Source organism: Sphingobium sp. TomMM35A, from assembly GCF_054771735.1.
In genome coordinates, this window is the sequence record NZ_BSRC01000001.1 from 453,999 (window position 1) to 471,036 (window position 17,038).

The window sequence follows — 17,038 nt, forward strand, 5'->3', positions numbered from 1 at the left end:
TGTGGGCGTCTTGTGGTGCAGGCGATAACTTCATAAGTGAGACTGCCTAACGAAGACGGGACATCTGGGTGAAGGAATCGAAGAAGCGCGGTTCGCCGGTTGACGCAAAGCCTAAACCTCAAGCCACGCGGGTTAGTAGGCGCATGGGACGCCCGCCAACCAAGAAAGCGGGCGAGATAGAGGAAGCTATTCTGTCAGCGGCGAAGGAAATGTTCCTGTCGCTCGGCTATGAAGCAACCTCGATGGAAGCGGTGGCGCAGGCGGCCGGTGTTTCCAAACGAACATTGTACATCCGTCATTCGACCAAGGAAGCGTTGATAAAGTCTGTAGTGGAAGATCGCATCCGCACCTGGTCTAACGAAGCAAGTGCCCGCAACAGCGAGGTGCCCGAGACATTTCCCGAAAGCCTGAAGCGGCACGCCCAGACCTTTGTCCACATGCTTGCCAACCCTGAAGTTCGGCAATTTGATCGGCTGATCTTGACGACGGCCCATCGCTTCCCCGAGATCGCTGAATCTTTCTACAACCTCGGCTACAATTACGAGCTCGGCTTCCTCACGAACGAAATCATCATAGGGACGCAGAACGATGCTGTGCCTCCTAAGGAGCCCAAGCGCGTAGCGCTGCAGTTGTTGAGTATGATCCAGGGGTGGCGCAGGACCGAGGAAACGGTGCGCGAGATCAGCACTGAAGAAGCGGCGGAATTCGCGTCTCAGGCGGTGGACGTGCTGTTGCGTGGTAGGGACAGTTGGTAAAGTATTGGCCTGGTTGACACGATTGGCCGGAGCATATGACAGCCGGCCAATCGCGCGAGGCTTACTTGGCCTTCAGTTTGGCGAGGTCGGCGTCGACATCGGCAAGTACCTTGTCCGTGATCTGATCCGGCGAATATTGCTGAATATCCTTCAACGTCATCGAACGAGCCATATCGACCTGATCATTCGTGGTCATGCCGGGAACGTGCTTTTCCAAAACAGCCTTTGCAGCGGGATCGTCAAGCAGGGCGCCGATTTCCGTCGTCGAGCTTGAATAAGCTGCCTGAGCAAAAGCGGGCAGGGGTGCCATCGCGACTACCGCGGCGACCAAGATCAATTTCTTCATTTTTCTCTCTCCATCAATGAGTGGCAAACTATTTAGCAGGATGTTGGTTTAATGCAACGAACCTGTTTACTTCTCCCGTGATAAAGCGCTATGCCTTGCCCGTTGCTGAACAACGTTGAGTAGGGGTGAGGTGATGAAGGCGGTCGCGAAGCGGAAGGTGTTCCGGGTCCTTGGCGTGCTCGCCGTGATTTTGATCCTCGTTCTGGTGGGCCTGTCATTGATGTTCATGACCGCCGTAGGGCCGGGTAATTTTGGTCGGTTGGTCCTGAGCATTGGCAGCAGCTACGATAAGACGCCGCCGCAAATCTCCGCTAAGCTTGCCTACCCTGCTATTCTCATTTTTTCCAAGACCAATGGATTTCGCGACGACGCGCAGATAGTTGCGGCGAATCGTGCGCTGGAGGAGATTGCCCGTCAGCGTGGCTGGGGCAGCTATGCGACCGAGAATGCCGCCATATTCAACCCGGACCAGCTTGCCCGTTTCAAGGCTGTGATATGGAACAGCGTGAGCGGCGACGTCCTGACCTCGGAGCAACGTGCCGCCTTCCGCAAATGGATGGAGAAGGGTGGCGGCTTTGTCGGGCTGCACGGTGCGGGCGGCGATCCGCAATATGCCTGGCGCTGGTATGTCGATGACCTGATCGGGGCCCAGTTCATTGGTCATATCATGGACCCGCAATTCCAGATGGCTACGCTCGATGTCGAAGATCGGAACCATCCCGCTACCCGTCATCTGGGCCCGACATGGCGCCGGACGGACGAATGGTATTCCTTTGCGACGAACCCTCGCGACAAGGGCTACCACATTCTCGCGACGATCGATGAGGGAACTTACCGCCCCGAAGAAAAACTGCTACCTTTCACCAAGCCGAAGGACATCCGCATGGGTGCCGATCATCCGATGGTTTGGACGCATTGCGTGAAGGATGGACGCGCATTTTATTCCGCGCTGGGACACGCGGCCTCCACATATCGGGAACCGCAGCATCGTGAAATGATCGCTGGAGCGATCAGCTGGGCCGCCGGGCTTCAAGGGCCGGGTTGCGCCAACGGCAAAGAAATAACCTCATAATCAGCGGTCTGAAGACCCCTCTCTTTTTACTGGAGTTGCCTGAAAATGTTGCGCCAGCCCAATGTCAGCCGCAGGTCTGTCCTGATCAGCTCCGCCTGCCTTTTCGCATGGCAGGCCTCGGGAATCCCCGCTGCGATGGCCGCTGCCCGCCGTCCGCTTTCCGGCCGGGTCAAGTCGCTGATCGCTCAGATGACAATCGAAGAAAAGGCGGGGCAGCTGACGCTTATGCCCACGCCTTGGACATCAGCAGCAGCAGCAAAGATCAATCCGGAAGCGGCCTTGCGCAACGTCGAGAATTTAACGGACGACGCGCAGGCCGGGCGGCTGGGCGGCGTGTTCAACGGTTTCGGGGTCGAGGCGCATCGCAAGCTTCAGACCGCAGCGATGAAGGGCCGCCTTGGCATTCCCATGATCTTCGCGGGCGATGTGATCCACGGTTACCGCACGGTTTTCCCGGTGCCGCTCGGGGAAGCGGCAAGCTTTGACCCGGACCTTGCCGAGCGCACCGCCCGTGCGGCCGCTGAAGAAATGGCGGCAACCGGTTTCGACTGGGTCTTTGCGCCGATGGTGGACATAGGCCGGGACGCACGCTGGGGCCGTACGGTCGAAGGGGCGGGCGAGGATGTGCTGCTGTCGAGCGACATGGCTCGTGCGCGGACCCGCGGCTTTCAGGGCCGCTCTCTTGCCGACGACGCTTCAGTTGCCGCCTGCATGAAGCATTTTGTGGCTTATGGGGCTGCAGAAAGCGGGCTGGACTATAACACGGCGGACATTTCGGAACGCACGCTGCGCGAAGTCTATCTGCCACCGTTCCAGGCCGCCGTGGATGCAGGCTGCGCCACGGTCATGGCCGCGTTCGAGGATATCGCTGGCCGTCCAATCCATGGCGGCCGTGAGTTCCTGACCGACATATTGCGCGGTGAGATGGGCTTCGATGGGCTGGTCGTCGGCGACTATAATGGAGATGTTGAAATCGCCGCGCGGGGCCTTGCAGCCGACGCAAGGGACGCCGCGCGGATCGCCATCATGGCAGGGCTCGACATGAGCATGGCCAGCGGCATCTACCGCGATCATCTGCCTTCGTTGGTGCAGGCTGGCGAAGTGCCGATGGAGCGGGTGGATGAGGCGGTCGGCCGCGTCCTCGCGCTCAAGGAAAGGCTCGGTCTGTTTGAGGATCCTTTCCGCCGCATGGACCTGAAGCGGCAAAAGGCGCGCATGCGCACCAAGCCGGCGCTCTCGCTCGCACGCGAGGCGGCCCAACGTTCTATCGTCATGCTGAAGAATGACGGCAACCTTTTGCCTTTGCCGCGCGAGGGCAAGCGGATCGCCATCATCGGCCCCTTTGCGGAGGGACCCAGCAATCTGCACGGGCCTTGGACGCTCTTTGCTGACAATAAGGAAGCGGTCGATCTTGCCAGTGCCGTGCGAGCGGCGGTCAGTGATGCTTCGCTGATCAGCGTGGTGAAAGGTAGCGAGATTACAGCGCCGATCGAGGGCGGCATCGATGCGGCCGTGGCAGCCGCGCGATCAGCGGATATCGTTATCCTTGCCGTGGGCGAACGCGAAGCGATGTCGGGCGAGGCGGCCTCGCGCGACTTGATCGTGGTTCCTGCCCCGCAGCAGGCCCTGGCAGAGGCGGTAGCCGCTGTCGGAAAGCCGATGATCGTCGCCTTGCGAAACGGCCGCGCACTCGCGCTGGAAGGCGCGATCCTTAATGCACCGGCGATCCTCGTCACCTGGTTCCTGGGTTCGGAAATGGGCAATGCCGTGGCCGATATCCTGTTCGGCGCCACAGGTCCGTCGGGGCGCCTTCCGGTCAGCTTCCCGATTTCAGCAGGCCAGGTGCCTTATTATTACGCGCATCGCCGGCCCGGGCGTCCGGCCAACGCGCGATATATCACATCTAGATATGACGCTCGTTTCCCTTTCGGACATGGCCTGACCTACGGGGAAATCAGCTATGCCGATCTTGCCATGTCCTCCAAGCAGATCCCGAAGGACGGCAGCTTGCGCGTGACCGTGACGATCAAGAATGAGGGGAAATACGCTGCGAGGGAATTGGTGCAGCTATATGTCCAGGACGTCGTTGCAAGCGTCACCCAGCCTGTCCGGGAGCTGAAGGCATATAAGCATGTCGATCTGCCGCCAAAACGATCGCAGCAGGTCACATTTGACCTGGCTGCGGCTGATCTAGCCTTCCTTGGTGTGGATCTGAAGCCCGTCGTCGAAACCGGAAAGTTCAAGCTGTGGGTCGCGCCTTCCGCCGAAGCTGCCGGCCTTGCCGAAGAATTCGAGGTCTCATGATCTCGCAATGGTAACACGCTATTAGCGTGCGAGCTGCTGGTAGTCAGCTGACGAGCCGCGATTTGGTAACCAAGCGTTCGCGGATGACCCGATTGAAGGATCAACTTCTTCCGATTCCTGTTTAATTGAGCATGTTGACGAAGTGTCCGTCGATCGAATCCGATTTCCACATTTTCGCCGAGCGGCCCCTTGCGAGCAGGTCGGTCTCGACGAACACCCGGCACCCGAAGCGGCCGTAGCAATATCGCGTAGCATCGTGAAACACGGGCGATGCATTCATATCTCGGCATCTGCGGTAAAGTAGGAAAGCGGGAACTGAATGTGTTCGCCAAGACGTGTTCAATCAACGTAGCATGAGCTCGATCTCGCCCGATAAGCTGTCGGTTTCGGCCCAAGATTGATCGAATCTGGCAGACGACGTCCTCTCCCCTCAACAGCACTCGCGTATCGCGTGAAAGTACGTTGTCACACACGGCTCGAGGCCTGTTCAAGCGTAGCTGCGGGCATCCAGTTGAGCTTTTGCTACCGAGCCGTCTTAGGTAAGCGTGGGCTGGAGGCCGCAGATCAGGCGGCTTCGGCGATCGGTTGCTGATCTGGTCGCCAATTCCACGGCATGAGTTCATCCCAGCGAGCGGCAGGCCAGTTGCCGGCGATCTTGGCGATAACGTCGGCAATATAGGCCTGTGGTTCGAGGCCGTTGAGCTTTGCGGTCTCGATAACGGAGTAGATGGCCGCCGCCCGATCGCCGCCTGCCTTTGATCCGGCGAACAGCCAGTTTTTACGGCCCAAGGCCACGCATCGCATGGCACGCTCCGCAATGTTGTTATCGATCTCCAGACGCCCATCATCGAGGAAGCGCGTGAGCGCCACCCAGCGCTTGCGGCCATAGGCGATCGCTTTCGCCATCTCGGACTTGGGCGAGAGGCGGCGCAGGGCATCGTCAAGTGCTTGCCGCAGATCATCGATCAACGGCTGAGTGCGGTCGTGCCGGCTTCGTCGGCGGATCTCGGGTTGCTGGCCTTGAACCTCTGCCTCGATCTCATAGAGTTGGCCGATGCGTTCTAGCAGGTCGGTGGTGAGCGGCGTCGGCTTGGTGGCGTGGATGTCGAATATCTTCCGCCGGAAATGCGCCCAGCAAGCAACCTCGGTGACGCGGTTCGTGTCGTAGAGCTTGTCATAACCGGCGTAACCATCAGCCTGCAGGTAGCCGGCGAAGTTGGCCAGCTGACGCTGGGGATGCGCACCGGTGCGATCGGTGGTGAACTCATACCAGACGAGCGAGGGGGTCGTAGCGCCCGAGCCACGATCATCGACGGCGTAAGCCCAAAGCCTGCCGGTGGCCGTCTTGCCCCGGCCCGGATCAAGCATGGGAACAGGCGTATCGTCGGTATGGATCTTTGAGGCGGTGAGGCCCACCTCGCGAATGCGACTGACGATCGGGTCGAGCAGCACGGATGCCTGTCCTACCCAGCCCGCCAGTGTCGATCGGTCGATCTCGACCCCCTGCGCAGCCATGATCTCGGCCTGGCGGTAAAGCGGCAGATGATGGTCGAACTTGGAGACGACAACGTGGGCCAGCGTGCCGAAGGTCGCCTTGCCGCGCGCTATCGCCTTTACCGGCACGGGCGCCTGGACGATCTTCTCGCAGGACCGGCAGCTATACTTGGGCCGGATGGTCCGAACGACACGCCATTGCACTGGCACGGCATCGAGCATCTCGTCGCTATCCTGCCCCAGAGGCCGCAGCGCTCCGCCGCAATCTGGACAGGTGCAACTGCCCTGTTCGGGCTCGATCCGCTGTTCCTCCCGCGGCAGATGAGCAGGCAGCGCACGAACAGGCGACGGCCGATCAACCTCTGCCGGATCGGCCCGGCGGGCGGCGGCGACGATGGCCTCGCCTTCGAGCTCTTCGAGCGCAAGCTCAAGCTGTGCGATCTGAGTGTCGAGCTTCTCGGACGACTTGCCGAACTGCATCCGCTTGAGGCGCGCGATCTGCACGCGCAGCGTGTCGATCAGGATGTCTCGGGCAGAAATATCGGCATGGGCGGCCGCCAAAGCAGCTTCGAGCTCGGCGATCCGAGCGTCTTTATCAGCGGTGGAAAGGCCTGCGTCCGACACCGCGACCCTATAGCGGAACAGACGCCGCAATGCCAGAAAAAGCGCCGGAAAATGGGCGTTTTTAGCCCGCGAGTGATGGGGTGAAAGTGCGTTCCGGCCGCCGCCAGTCGATGCCTTCCAGAAGCATGGAAAGCTGGGCCGCCGTCATCACCACCGAACCGGTCTTGGTCGATGGCCAAATGAACCGGCCTCGGTCCATCCGCTTGGAGAAAAGGCACATGCCCTGACCGTCATACCAGAGCAGCTTTACCAGATCACCGCGCTTCCCTCGAAAGGCGAACAGCGCACCGGAATGCGGGCTCTGCTCCAGAACTTGCTGCGTCATCACAGCCAAGCCGTCAAAACCCTTACGCATATCTGTTGCGCCGCAGGCCAGGAATATCCGCGTTGAGGGCGGCAGCGGGATCATTGCGTCAGGACGCCGATCACCCGCGACAGGGCATCGGCATCGACGGTGGCGTCCACGTTCACCCTGATGCCAGACGGCAGCTCGATGCCGATCACTCCCTCGCTGCGTCCTGCGACCGTTGGCCCAGGCAAGGCCAGTTGATCGCTGATCTGCACCTCCGCAAAGGCAGGCTTGATCGACTTGCGCACCCCGGCGAGCTCACCGGACATCGCCTGTCGCCGCCATGTGTAGATCGAGCCGCTGCCGACGTCATGGCGTTCACAGGCCGCGCGCACGCAGCCCTCCGGGCCGAATGCATCCTGCAGCACGGCCAGCTTCTGCTCTACCGTCCACCGCCGCCGGCCTGACACCCGGCTAACGATCTCTATCCGACTACTCATACGACCGCTCGTATGAGTAGTCGCTGCGCTGCTCGCTGAATCTTCAATCTCGTCCGACACCGGCCACCCCGCTTAAAGAGCGGCAATCATCCCGGCTAATGGGCGCTGCGCAAGGCGGTCGCCAGACCCCGCTTACCGTCTTAGAATATTTAATCGTTCTTCAGATGGGCAGTCATCCGAGCTTCAAGGCTTGGGCGATGCACGATGATCGCAATCTGCAATTCGTGAATGCAATCCGGTACTATCCTCGATGGTTGCGGCATGATGCTGCCCTTCTTGGTCAGCGCAACCCGCGCCGCCTTCTGCTTGAACGCTTCACTCTCGACGGTCTCTTTGAACGAGGCTGAAGCTCTCAAGTGACCGGCACAAAACGGTTTAAAGTCCAGGCCATTTTACTCTTGCAGAACAGAGCCATTCACAGAACAAGGTCCGACGTGAAAAAAATCTGCGTATGAAACTCGTACAAGCGCCCTCGCGGCGGCAATTTGATGATCATTGTTACCGCAGCCAACTGCGCAGGCGAGGCTGCCCTACGTTGCCTGATCGTCCGTGCGATATTCGCTCGCTATGACGCTATCGTAATCAGAAATTTCGTAAATTGCGAAGAAATCAGGGGCATTAAGCATCTCCCCGTTAGCAAACCTGGCGGCATTTGGGCTCGTGCATAGCCAAGCAATCGTGTTCGCGGTCTCCTCCGGGCGGCGCGGCGGGTGACCACCGCCGATGGCCCGAACCGCGTCATCTCCCCAGCGAGCTTGCATACTGTCAGTGAGTGTGAACTGCGGTTCCACAAGAAAGGCAAGAATCCCCTCACTCGCATACTCAAGGTTGATGAATGCCGGAACTCGATTCAGTGCCGCCTTTGCGGCGCTGTAAAGCAATCCCTCGCCGGGCGTCGGCTCGGCCACGGCCGCGCCACTGGAGACAAAAACCACACGACCCCCGCCGGGCGGCATTGAGGTGATCGCTTTGCGACTTATATAAATCTGATTTATAAGGCTACCGGCAAAGTTATCCTCGGCCTGTTGCATTGTGAAATCAGCGATCCGGTCCATCGTGCCCGGACCTTGATAAATGGCGTTATTGACGAGGATGTCGATGCGCCCAAAGTGTGCGATAGCTGCGTCCAGCGCCGCATCGATCGACGCTCGATCGAGCAGGTCAAACCTGACACCTAGTGCCGTGCCGCCTGTAGCGTCGATAGCGGCAACAGTTTCCTCAATACTGCCAGGGACTGGCTCACCGACCCCAACTGACCCGTCGCCGGCATATTGCGTACGGCCCATGACGACGACAGCGAACCCGTGCGCAGCAAGCGTCAGGGCTGTGACCTTGCCGATTCCACGGGTAGCGCCAGTGACAATTGCGACCTTCTTCATACGTTTTCCTGCGTCTAAATTAGCGCTTAAGGGATCGCACGCTGTAGCGGTCGATCCACCTGACCCGTTCAGTTCTCGCTTGAAGGACGGGGCAGTTCTGGTGCCCAGGCTACCCCGTTGATGTGCCCCCCCCCGTCGGCAAACAGAGTGTTTCCTGTGAGATAACGTGCGTCTTCACTCGCAAGGAACAAAGCAACACCGCCGATGTCGGCTTCCGGATCACCCATCCGGCCCATGGGATTTTCTGCGGATGCTGACGATGCTGCGCTAGGTTGTAATCTCTCGAACTCGCGGAAGGAGGCAGATGCTGCGGCGGGGCAGATGATGTTGGCGCAAATGCCCAGCATCGCCCATTCCCGCGCGACAGTTCGCGTAAGCGTTCGCAATGCCTCCTTGCCAACATTGTAGTCGACGGTCCCGATATGTGCATTGACGCCGTTCAGTGAGCAGATGTTGATGATCCGACCCCAGCCATTTGCCTTCATGTGCGGGAGCGCTCGGTCCATAGCCCATTTTGGGCCGAAGACGTTGATTGCGAAAGACTGATGAAAATGTTGGTCAGCCATAGCTTCAGCGCGCGAAAATGTTCCGCCGCTATAAGCATTATTGACGAGAATATCGATGCTGCCGAACCGATTTGCGGTGGCATCGACAGCTGCTTCCATCTGGCTGCGGTCGGTGACGTCGGTCCGAATGAATTGAGCTTGGCCACCCTCGCTACGAACGGCTTCAGCTGCAATCTCACCCTTTTCCTCGTTATACTCCGCGATCATAACCGCAGCACCTGCACGTGCGAAACGCTTTACAATACCGAGTCCGATGCCATCGCCTCCGCCAGTGACAATTGCGGTTTTGCCTGCAAGTCGTAAATCCGCCATCTTAAATCCTTCAGTTCGCGCAGTCGCCGGACCGGTCGACTATGTTAAATCGGGGTATATAGGTCCGCGCCGCGATTTATGGTTAGCCCCGTTCTGCCTTGTTAAACATGTTCACAGGACGCCCGTTGATTACATGATCAATTCTATCACTATATTTTCACCAAATGGCCGTCCACAATCAGATGGGCTGCGATAAAAACCGGCCAACTATAACGGTCGTAGCAGAGAGGCGTCGCACCGCTGAAGACGGCTGACACGGCCATGACCGCGTCGATATCTGTGTTGCCGGGCCGGGCGAGATTAAATGATCCGGGAAGCTCATAACTATGCGCCTTCATTGCGGTTAGACGAGATAGACTGTTCTTGGACAGAGCGGAGATATCATGGCCCATTTTTAGAAAAGGAGGTCAACAACTCTATCTCACCCTGCAATGCTCTTAGAACACGAATACCGGCCATCTATGGAAAGCACGCGCCTGAGGTGGAATATCTGGATCTCGTCTCTCATCCACAACATAGCGGGTGTGCAGAGATCCGGAAGTTAGCAGTCTCGACTTTGAGTCAGAGGTCAAAGATCTAGAAACCATCGCTCCCTCATGCCTCATTCGAGGGTAGCTAGCGCCTCAGCCGAAAAAGGCCGCAATTCACCAAGCCGTCCTTCCCTTATCTTGCGCGGCCACGCGGGATCAACGATCAGCGCCCGGCCAAGGGCGATCAGGTCATAATCGCCGCGATCAAGGCGCCGGAGCACGTCCTCGATAGAGGCAGGTGGGATGAACCCTTCAAAACCGGGGTTCCGAAGCCCCACAGACCCGACAGAAATCGTCGGCAATCCCGTCAGCTTCTTTGCCCAACCAGCGAAATTGAGGTCCGATCCGTCAAACTCCGTCCGCCAGTTACGCATGCCAGAACAATGGAGCATGTCGATGCCGGCTTCAACCAATGGAGCAAGCCAGCTTTCCATCTCCTGGGGTGAATTGGCGAGACGAATGCTACCATCTGGCGACTTGTCCTGAGAAACACGTAACAGCAGCGCCATATCGGTGCCGACCGCGTCGCGGACGGCGCGGATAACAGCGACCGCAAATTCGGTCCTATCCGCAAGTGTGACGCCCCCCCAGCTATCTGTGCGGAGATTTGTCGCATTCCAGAAAAATTGGTCGATCAAATACCCGTGAGCGCCGTGGATTTCGACAGCATCGAAACCAGCACCAACAGCATTGCGGGCCGCCTCCGCATAAGCGGCAATCGTGTCTGCAATTGCGGCTTCTGTCATAGGCTTGCCGACCGCCATCCCCGGCCAGGCAAAGCCCGATGGGCTGTCAGGCTCTCCAAGCGGAAGGGTGCCGAAGCCCTCCCGAGGCCGTGCTCCGACATGCCAAAGTTGAGCGGTTATGGGCGCCCCGCCATCATGGACTTCCTCAACCACACGCGCCCAGTGCTCCACTGCATCGTCATATAGCACGGGTGATCCAGCATCATTCAAAGAGCCGGGACGTCGAATGCCCACGCCTTCAGTAATGATGAGCCCGACGTCACCCTCCGCGCGGCGACGATAATATTGCGCGACACTCTTTCCCGGAATGCCGCCAGGCGAGCCGCTGCGCGTCATGGGTGCCATGACGATGCGGTTTTTCAGGTGTAGATTTTTCAAAGCAAACGGATCGAAGAGGCCTGTCATCTCTCATCCTAACGATATTGCGACTTCTGCCACGTCACGAACAGCGGGTCTCGAGTGGTCGGTTGCAGCGACACGCTAACACTGATGCCGTCGGGCAGCCCCCACCCCGAAAGCGTAATTAAGATTTACCATTAGTGAATCATATGAGACTAATAGTATAATTACGACATCTGCATTTTCCAGTTTCAACCAATATACTGAATAATTACTTTAAGAAAAATCTATCAATTCTTAAACCTGTGAGATTGCGCTTCGCACATTATCGGACAGCGATGGTTGCATTATCAGTGCCTCCATTATTTGTCAGATCGGAGCCATCGTGAAGCTGCAAACTAACAAATTCCTATTGAGCATCTAACTATATATCGGCTGCAGAGTCGCCATTCGATAGCTTCTGCCGCGCTGGTGCAATAGCCCCTTATCATGGAACGGACTGTTACATTCTGCGTAACGACTCTAGTTGCGGATTGCTCAGATAGCGGGCGTACCAGGGATTGTTTCTGACCCGCTCGACGCCCTGAAGGTACAATCTAGAAATTCGAGGAAACTCCGCAGTTTGCCAGTTTGATACGCCGATCGCTGATAGACAGCATATATGCCCTCGTTTCCGGTGCGGGGACGAATAATCCTATGATCAGACAATAGACGGATCAGACGCCCGCCTGCCAGTTCCCGCTTTATCTCCTCAAGCGGTATAATCCCAATGCCAACACCTGCGAGCAACGCGCTGCGGTTCATTCCCCCATCATCCACGCTCAATTGCCCAACAGGCATGACCCGCGTTGTCGCACCGTCAGGGCCAGCGAACTCCCAGACCGGTTGTTCTACCTGTGCGCCGTACAGGATCGCCGAATGCTCGGACAGATCCTTCACGCTTATGGGAGCAGCGCGCTTGGCAAGATAAGCTGGCGAAGCCAGGAGCACCAGCTGGGTGATCGGCCCCAGACGCTTCGCAACCAAATCGCCACTGTCGGGAAGATCGAAACGAATATCGACATCGATATTCTCGGTGACGAGGTCCTTGTTTTCATCGGTTGAAATTTGCAAATCGATCTCAAGGTGTGGATGAGCGTCAAGAAATGCAGGCAATGCGGGGATTACCCGTTGAGACGCAATCAACCCACGGATCGCAACACGGAGCAAACCGCGCGGCTCTGCCTCGAGTAGCGAAACGCTATCGAATATCTCGTCCATTTCACTCAGCATTGGAAGCAACCGAGCAAGCAAAATTCGGCCCGCCTCCGTAAGTGTCAAAGCACGCGTTCCCCGATTGAAGAGCCTGACGGAAAGATTTCTCTCCAGCGCACTTATTTGCCTAGACATAGACGCATTGGAGAGTTGAGCCTGACGTGCGGCCGCAGCAAAGCTTTTATGCTGTGCTGCAAGAACGAATAGTCTCAATCCCGACAGATCACGCAATGTCTCTTCCTAACTCCAGAAACGCATCTCCAACGCTGGATTAGAGGGCGCGCGGCCGCGAATTGAGTTGGCACACTAATGCCAACAGCCCTCAAAAGGCAAACTTTGCACCTCTGGAGATGCCGTCTTGCAAACGACCATCATTGCCGTTCGCGTGTAGCACCCTCAATGAAGGTAGCCGCTGTTCGGGATCGCTGCTGCCAGACTGCAGCACCGCCGCCTCATGCACAAGCCCTCTTCACGGTGCGGCTGATAGTGCGACATGGAGCAGTAGCGACTGATACATATCCTACCCAGATGCCAGCGGACCGATGGGGAAGGTAAGCGCAATCGCCTGTTTGGAAGGCGATTGCGCTGGGCTTGCTCAGGTGCCGAAGTGATACCGAAGCGACATGCCGTACATTCTGGGCTCGCCATAAATGTAGGAGTTGAAGCCGCTCTGATAGGATACACCCTGGCTGCTGATGATATATTTCTCATTGGTCAGGTTCGTGGCGAAAGCGCCAAGATCGAAGTTCGATCCAGCGACATTTTGCCACTGTATGTTCAGTCCCAGCAAGCCATAGCCATCTCCCGCTCCGCACCGGACCGACCCGGCATAGGTTCCGCTATTCACGCGGGGACAGTTGCCGCCGATATAGGCGAACGGCTCGTCAATGGGTGCCTTGGACGGTGACGTATATTGCGCATCGATGTAGGAATAGGTTGCCGAAATGCTGACCTTCCCAATCGATTCATCAAGCGGCAAATCGACCCTGCCGGTGATGCTGAACTGGTTTTTCGGCGTGAACTGAAAAGGGATGTCGGTCAGGACGCACTGACCCGTTGCGCCATTGAACGGAACACCCACGCCGCAATCGAAGCCGGGCGGCAGGCCAAAGGCAGGAATGCCGGCGGGAAACAGGGATGGCGCGGTATATTCATCATATTTTGCGGCGGTGTGGGAATAGGTGCCCGACAGCGTGAGCCAGCGTGCGGGCCGCACCTCGCCCTCGAACTCCACCCCCTGGATGTGCGCCTTGCCCGCGTTGCTGGTTTGCGCGCCAAAGACCTGCTGCCCATTGTAGAAATAGGCGGTTCCCCCGGTCCTCTGCAAATCCTTATAGCTTGTGTAATAATAGTTGATGTTCGTGCGGATCGGAATGCTGCCGACATGCCAGTCGGCTTTTATGCCGCCCTCGTAAGCGGTTACGAATTCCGGCTGGAAGGAACGAAGATCAGGTGCAGGGGTCGAAGTGCCGACACCGCCCGTCTTGTATCCCCGGCTGACCTTTGCGTAGAGCAACACATTCTGGTTCACATTATAATCGAGGCCGACTGTCCAGTTCGGCGCCTTGAACTTGGCACTGGACCTCGTGACGGGCGCATCGGGCAACCCGAAGTTCGAGAAGGCCGTCAGCTTGTCCCATGTATAGCGATAGCCCGCGGTCAGCCGCAGCCCATCAAGGCTTTCTGACAAGCTGCCGAAGGATAGCGTTCCTTGTGCATACAGGGCTTGGCTGATCGTCCTCTGGCCGCGACGGGTCGGATTGAAAGCTGAAACCAACTGCGCGCCCAGCGGCTTCACGCTCTCATAATAGGCGCCCACGGTGAAGTTGAGCGCTTCCCCCGCGAGCTTGCCCTGAAACTGGGGCTCAAACGAATATTGCCGTGCATCGGTGTAGTAGTTGTACTTTGAAAGTCCACCGGGACTGATCTCATCGGCGCCGATCAAAGAACCGCCTTGTGTGGAGGGAGGCCTGTGATCGTCAGGATAGCCATCGCCATCGAAAGGCGCGCTGTTCTTCAGATGCTGATAGTTGGCGATGTTACGGAACGTCAAAGTATCGGTAAGTTCTGCCGAGAAGATGTCGGTGATGGAAAAATAGCGTGTCCGTTCGCTCCAAAGCAACGGGCTGAGTGCGACCGACCGGATACCGCGACCGTTCTGTTGCTGGAGATAGGTGCTGAATGGCAGCCCCGTTTGAGGATCAACGCCGCCTGGGACGGCATTAAGCACCGTTCCCGTGCCATGTTCCTGGACGCGGCCCACGGTCGCGAGGAGATAATTTTCGATGCCGGGCGCCATGCGCCAGGTCAAACCTGCACGGAAGGAATAGCGATTGCGATTATCCAGGTCCGTGTCCGTGGTGATTTCGTGCGTGAAACCGTCGCGCTTCTGATAGATGCCGGCGACGCGCAGCAGGAGCGTATCTTCGACAATCGGCAAGTTCAGCGCGCCGCGCAACTCGATCGAATCATAATTGCCATATTGGATCTGGCCATAGCCTTCGAGTCGTTCGGTTGGACGCTGCGGTTCGAACAGGACCGCGCCGCCAGTCGTGTTACGGCCAAACAGCGTGCCTTGCGGTCCGCGCAGGACCTGCAGGCTGGCGAGGTCGTAATAGTTGAGGCCGCCGCCATTCTGGGCGTTGTTGCGCTGATCCGCGATCAGCGGGACTTCAGCCGAATAGAGTACCACGCCCGGCGCCGCGTTGAAGGTCGCGCCTTGGCCACGGATCGTGATATTCTCGGTATTGCGCTGCTGTCCCGATCCGCCGACCACAAGCGAGGGTACTTGCCCCAGCAGGTCCTGCGTATTCGAGATGTTACGTTGCGTCAGTGAGTTGGCGTCGAACGCGGTCGCGGAGATCGGGACATTCTGTAGCCGTTCTTCGCGCCTGCGTGCTGTAACGATGATTTCCGAAAGGCCGGATCCGCTGGCTGAGGCGGTCGGAGCAGGCTCATCCTGTCGCGCCGATGTCTGGGAAAAGGCCGTTCCAGCGCAGCCGACGAGGACGGCTGTTCCCATCAGCGCCCGGATTAAAGTCAAATGTCGCATAGTCATGATTCTTCCCCTTTATAGATTATTATTCTGCGTCATTATGCTGGTGTGAGCCCAGTTCTTATGGTGTAGCAAAGGCAGGCCCATCCGATACGAATGAACATCTGGCCCTTACTTCGATTGACCGCGTCCGGTCTGATCTGCCTCTTTTTCAGAAGCGCTTGTCGACTTAGGAGGCGCCCTCACATTCAGAAAATTCCCGAAAATTCGGGACCCGCCTGTCATCCTCGTCCAACGACATGCTGCCATGCTGGACTGGCTTCGAATACTTGGAGATTGACAAGGTTTTGTCAATCAGGAAAATTCGGGTATGGGGTGGCGGGGAGGAGAGTGCGGTTGAGAAGTGCAGCTGAATTGCCGATAAGCGCCTTAACAGCCTGCTTTTTCCGGGATTATATAATAGCTCTCCCGCGTTGCCTCGCGTCGGTTTCGCTTGCTGATCGCCGCTTGGCGACAGATATAGGCGACCGATGAACGATGACCTGAAAACAGCCAGACGTCGGAAGCCTGGCGTCTATTCGCGCGGAGCCGAGACGGTAGACGCGATCCTCAAGGCTGCGTTGCATGTGTTGGTGGAGGAAGGCGCGGGCGCCTTTACGCTTCAGCGCATCGCTACGGAATGCGGTTTGAAGGTGGGGCATGTGAACCACCATTTTCCTCGCAAGGAAATGCTGGTCGAGGTTCTGCTGGATGAGATCCTGATCGCCGGTGAAAAGCAGGTCAAATGGGCTATGGAGCAGCCTGATTTCCTCGCCGGGGACGGGTTGGCCCGGCTGATCGCGCACATCCTGGATGATGTCAGCACGAAACAGACGGCGCATCTGTTCACTGAGCTTTGGGCGATGGCGAACCACAATCAGGTCGTGGCTGACCGGCTGGAAGCGCTGCATCGCCATGTTCACCGCCTGATTACCGGAATGGTTGAGCAACTGAATCCGGCACTAAGTCATGATGACGCCGCAGTGGTCGCCATATTCATCTATGGTGCGGTCGATGGCATGACGATGTTTTCAGGCTATAACCGGCCGTGGGCGTCCTGCATGCCCGGCGTGAAGAATATTGCGATCAAGGGTCTGGTCGACCTGGCGAAGACGATCACGCCGGCGGAAATAGCGAATTTGCCTCCCGCTCCGATCAAGTCCCGGAATATATAAACCGACGGGAGACCGCGGTATAAGCAGGAAGGTCGCGCGAGGTTTTTCAACGCCTTGCGTCTGCTTGCGCGCGCGAAACCGGTCTTTCTCAAAAAATCGCCATTGACAAAACTTGGTGATTACCAAATATTGTCGTCATGCTATTGCGGCAGAGCATCGCCTGCTGTGAAAGAAGCAATTTATAGCATGAAGCCGAAGCGGACAATGAATTCGCGCGGCTGACTTGCTGCATGTAGGATCATCCGGATTACCAAACCAAAAGTGGAAAATTCGAGGCAAGATGATCCGAAGATAAATGTTCAGGGCAATATAATCATTG

At 57.6% G+C, this 17,038-nt stretch carries 15 protein-coding genes; 4 read left to right on the top strand and 11 right to left on the bottom strand.

The genetic code is table 11. The annotated features are described in order from the left end of the window. Positions 1–68: 68 nt before the first annotated feature. Positions 69–755: a TetR/AcrR family transcriptional regulator gene (locus tag ACYU8T_RS02320; RefSeq protein ID WP_247232655.1), complete on the top strand. Its 687-nt coding sequence runs from the start codon at positions 69–71 to the stop codon at positions 753–755. Positions 756–816: 61 nt separating this feature from the next. Here the strand turns inward: ACYU8T_RS02320 and ACYU8T_RS02325 are convergent, their stop codons facing one another. Continuing rightward, positions 817–1,101 (bottom strand): hypothetical protein, encoded by a 285-nt coding sequence (locus ACYU8T_RS02325; protein ID WP_097093137.1) that lies wholly within the window; start codon positions 1,099–1,101, stop codon positions 817–819. 133 nt (positions 1,102–1,234) lie between these two features. On the opposite strand from ACYU8T_RS02325, the gene ACYU8T_RS02330 reads away from it, so the two are divergent. Together ACYU8T_RS02330 and ACYU8T_RS02335 are read left to right on the top strand one after the other, a co-directional pair. Continuing rightward, entirely contained in the window at positions 1,235–2,173 is a 939-nt protein-coding gene (locus ACYU8T_RS02330) for a ThuA domain-containing protein (protein WP_461158392.1), read from the top strand. 45 nt (positions 2,174–2,218) lie between these two features. Continuing rightward, positions 2,219–4,477, top strand: coding sequence for a glycoside hydrolase family 3 N-terminal domain-containing protein (locus ACYU8T_RS02335; protein WP_461158393.1), 2,259 nt, complete (start codon positions 2,219–2,221; stop codon positions 4,475–4,477). A gap of 121 nt (positions 4,478–4,598) precedes the next feature. On the opposite strand, the gene ACYU8T_RS02340 is transcribed toward ACYU8T_RS02335, so the two are convergent. The 10 genes from ACYU8T_RS02340 to ACYU8T_RS02385 form a co-directional block, all read right to left on the bottom strand. Beyond that, positions 4,599–4,757 carry a hypothetical protein gene (locus ACYU8T_RS02340; RefSeq protein ID WP_247232651.1) on the bottom strand — a complete coding sequence of 53 codons (159 nt, stop codon included), beginning with the start codon at positions 4,755–4,757 and terminating at the stop codon, positions 4,599–4,601. Between the two features lie 284 nt (positions 4,758–5,041). Then, complete coding sequence (tnpC, locus tag ACYU8T_RS02345) at positions 5,042–6,595, bottom strand: IS66 family transposase (RefSeq protein ID WP_461158394.1); 1,554 nt, start codon at positions 6,593–6,595, stop codon at positions 5,042–5,044. A 61-nt stretch (positions 6,596–6,656) separates the two neighbouring features. Then, the gene (gene tnpB, locus ACYU8T_RS02350; RefSeq protein ID WP_011950829.1) at positions 6,657–7,004 is read right to left on the bottom strand and encodes an IS66 family insertion sequence element accessory protein TnpB; all 348 of its coding nucleotides are present in this window, start codon (positions 7,002–7,004) and stop codon (positions 6,657–6,659) included. Then, positions 7,001–7,384: an IS66-like element accessory protein TnpA gene (gene tnpA / locus ACYU8T_RS02355; RefSeq protein ID WP_461158395.1), complete on the bottom strand. Its 384-nt coding sequence runs from the start codon at positions 7,382–7,384 to the stop codon at positions 7,001–7,003. The genes tnpB and tnpA overlap by 4 nt, the downstream gene beginning before the upstream one ends. A 149-nt stretch (positions 7,385–7,533) precedes the next feature. Beyond that, positions 7,534–7,740 (bottom strand): hypothetical protein, encoded by a 207-nt coding sequence (locus ACYU8T_RS02360; RefSeq protein ID WP_247232649.1) that lies wholly within the window; start codon positions 7,738–7,740, stop codon positions 7,534–7,536. A 174-nt stretch (positions 7,741–7,914) separates the two neighbouring features. Continuing rightward, positions 7,915–8,763, bottom strand: coding sequence for an SDR family NAD(P)-dependent oxidoreductase (locus ACYU8T_RS02365; protein ID WP_461158396.1), 849 nt, complete (start codon positions 8,761–8,763; stop codon positions 7,915–7,917). A gap of 68 nt (positions 8,764–8,831) precedes the next feature. Next, on the bottom strand, positions 8,832–9,641 hold the full coding sequence (locus tag ACYU8T_RS02370) for an SDR family NAD(P)-dependent oxidoreductase (protein ID WP_461158397.1): 810 nt from the start codon (positions 9,639–9,641) through the stop codon (positions 8,832–8,834). Between the two features lie 601 nt (positions 9,642–10,242). Continuing rightward, on the bottom strand, positions 10,243–11,322 hold the full coding sequence (locus ACYU8T_RS02375) for an oxidoreductase (RefSeq protein ID WP_461158398.1): 1,080 nt from the start codon (positions 11,320–11,322) through the stop codon (positions 10,243–10,245). Between the two features lie 471 nt (positions 11,323–11,793). Beyond that, positions 11,794–12,741, bottom strand: coding sequence for a LysR family transcriptional regulator (locus tag ACYU8T_RS02380; RefSeq protein ID WP_461158399.1), 948 nt, complete (start codon positions 12,739–12,741; stop codon positions 11,794–11,796). Between the two features lie 364 nt (positions 12,742–13,105). Beyond that, complete coding sequence (locus tag ACYU8T_RS02385; protein ID WP_461158400.1) at positions 13,106–15,568, bottom strand: TonB-dependent receptor; 2,463 nt, start codon at positions 15,566–15,568, stop codon at positions 13,106–13,108. A gap of 467 nt (positions 15,569–16,035) precedes the next feature. Here ACYU8T_RS02385 and ACYU8T_RS02390 point away from each other — a divergent pair, with 467 nt between their 5' ends. Then, positions 16,036–16,719 carry a TetR/AcrR family transcriptional regulator gene (locus ACYU8T_RS02390; protein WP_461158401.1) on the top strand — a complete coding sequence of 228 codons (684 nt, stop codon included), beginning with the start codon at positions 16,036–16,038 and terminating at the stop codon, positions 16,717–16,719. The last annotated feature ends 319 nt before the right edge of the window (positions 16,720–17,038 follow it).